Consider the following 2614-nt stretch of genomic DNA (forward strand, 5'->3'; position numbering starts at 1 on the left):
GGAAGGAGGCGAGTGGACCGGATTCGAACCCCGCCACAAAGCTTTCGTCGGATACCTCGTCAAGCCGGCCGAGCGGGGCTTCCTGCGCATCGTTGACCAATATGTCTACGCCGCCCAGTTCTCGCACTGCGGTATCTGCCACATGGGCCAGATCATCCGCCGCCTTCACGTTGCAGCCGACCGGAACGGCGCGCACGCCGCGTTCTCTGGCGATGCGGGCGGTGTCCTCCAGCTTTGCGATGGTACGGCCGGCGAGCGGCAAATCGACCCCTTCGCTTGCCATGGCGAGCGCGATACCTTGGCCGATCCCTTGCCCGGCCCCAGTGATCAGGGCTACCTTGCCTTTCAAAGCGGACATCAGCTCTCCTTGCATTCATCGTAGAATATTTGTCATCATACTACGCAGGAAGTTGACTTTATGGCAAGTGGGGCCACAATCTGCGTGAAGATTGTAGGGAGGGGGTGGGGTGGCCGGTGTGGCCAGCCTGTCTTTGATCCGCAGAGTGATAACGAGATTCGAGAAGCGGACAGGCATGAGCAACTGGGACAAGGAAGTCGACATCCTCGTGGTAGGATCGGGCGCGGGCGGGATGCTGTCGGCGCTGGTGGGTGCTCATAATCATGCCGATGTGCTGATCGTCGAGAAGGCTGACCTGTGGGGCGGCACCTCCGCCACGTCGGGCGGCGGCATCTGGATTCCGGGCAGCGATCCGGCCAAGGCGGCGGGGTTCGAGGATGATCTGGACGACGCCTTCACCTATTTGCGCGCATTGTCGGCGGACAATGTGCCGGACGCCAATATCCGTGCCTATGTCGATAATGCCGCGCCGATGCTGCGTTGGGTGATGGCCAACACGCCGGTCCAATATATGGCCTTTCCTTATCCCGACTATCATGCCGAAAATCCTGGCGGATCGGCACAGGGCTTTCGTACCCATCTGCCGATGCCGCTCGACGGCAAGCCGCTGGGTGGAGACATTCGTAGGCAGCGCTTCGCTTCACCTGCGGCCAGCCTTTTCGGCTATCTGAACTGGCATTTCAGCGAAACCTATGAACTGCTCTATCGGACCAAGGGGTGGATCAGGAACCTGGTCGTCAATATGGGCAAATATTGGCTCGACCTGCCCTTCCGCCTGACATCGCGCAAGGACCGGCGACTGACCCTGGGCAATGCGCTGACCGGAGGGCTGCGCATGGCGCTCAACCGGCAAAATGTACCGCTGTGGCTGGAAACGCCCCTCCGGCAACTGGTACGTGAAGACGGCAAGGTGATGGGCGCGGTGGTCGATAGGGACGGCAAACCCTATCGTATCGGCGTGCGCAAAGGCGTGGTGCTCGCCGCAGGCGGCTATGACAAGAATCAGGCCATGCGCGAAGGCCATGCGCCGCTTTACCCCACGGCCCAATATTCGGGCGGCGTCACCAGCAATACCGGCGATTCCATTCGCGCGGGCGAAGCTGTGGGCGCGGGGACGCTCAATATGCAGTCGGCCTGGGCGGCGCCGGTCTTTTACGTGCCGGGCGAGGATCGCGGGCGGCTCTGCACCGTCGAGCGAGCGCTGCCGGGCTGCATCATGGTGAACCAGTCGGGACACCGTTATCTCAATGAGGCAGCCTCCTACCATATCGTCGGGCAACAGATGGCACGGCGGCAGGCGGAGCATGGCGATGCTTCCCCCAGTTGGATGATCTTCGACCACAAATATCGGCACCAGTTCCCGATGGGGCCGCTCTATCCGCTGATGCCGACCTTCCTGCACAACCGGGCGGTGCGCTCGATCCTGAAGCAGGGAAGGTCGATCGAGGCGTTGGCGAAGCGGATCGGCATGGATCCAGCGGCGCTGTCGGCCACGGTGGCGCGCTTCAACATCCATGCGGCCAAAGGCGAGGATCCCGAATTTCATCGCGGCGTCGCGGCCTATGACAAGATGTATGGCGACCCGCGCCATGGCCCGAACCCTTGCCTGCGCCCGCTGGACCAAGGGCCATATTATGCGATGCCGATCTATCCTGGCGACATCGGCACCAATGGCGGGCTGCGTACCAACGCGCAGGCACAGGTGGTGGATGACGCGGGCAATGCGATCGCCGGCCTCTATGCGGTGGGGAATAATGCGGCGTCGGCCATGGGGGAAAGCTATCCCGGCGCGGGTGTCACCATCGGGCCGGCCATGACCTTCGGCTATGTCGCTGCGCGTCACATGACCGGCGGGAATGCCTGATACGAAAAGGGCGGCGCCATGGAGGCGCCGCCCTTACTGCGTCGATCAGATCAGTTCAGGCCGTAGGATCGCGTCGCTGCCGCCGTCGATGAAGATGATCTGGCCCAGCAAATAATGATTTTCCATGCCAAGCAGGAAATCGATCAGTTCGGCAATCTCGCCGGGGCCGGCATAGTCCTTCACTGCGATCGGATTGCTCTGGCCGATCAGTTTCACCATTTCGGGCTGCTCGAACAGCGGTGCGGTCATCGGCGTCGCGACGACACCCGGCCCGATGCCGTTCAACAAGATGCCCGCGCCTGCCCATTCGGCTTTGGTCGCGGCGCGGCGTAGCCAGAGCGACAGCGCATTCTTGGACGTGGCGTAGGAACTCTGCGGATCGGCGGCCATGG

The 2614-nt window shown here is 62.3% G+C and carries 3 protein-coding genes; 1 reads left to right on the forward strand and 2 read right to left on the reverse strand.

Annotated elements, in window-relative coordinates:
* A partial coding sequence (locus VMR39_RS22785) for an SDR family NAD(P)-dependent oxidoreductase (protein ID WP_325419400.1) occupies positions 1–358 on the reverse strand: 358 nt, incomplete at its 3' end.
* Between the two features lie 175 nt (positions 359–533).
* Here VMR39_RS22785 and VMR39_RS22790 point away from each other — a divergent pair.
* Positions 534–2222 (forward strand): FAD-binding protein, encoded by a 1689-nt coding sequence (locus VMR39_RS22790; RefSeq protein ID WP_325419402.1) that lies wholly within the window; start codon positions 534–536, stop codon positions 2220–2222.
* 45 nt (positions 2223–2267) lie between these two features.
* Here VMR39_RS22790 and VMR39_RS22795 read toward each other — a convergent pair.
* Positions 2268–2614 (reverse strand): SDR family oxidoreductase (locus VMR39_RS22795; protein ID WP_325419404.1); only part of this gene is annotated, 347 nt, incomplete at its 5' end.

The sequence above is a fragment of the Sphingobium sp. genome (assembly GCF_035511395.1).
GTDB lineage: Bacteria > Pseudomonadota > Alphaproteobacteria > Sphingomonadales > Sphingomonadaceae > Sphingobium.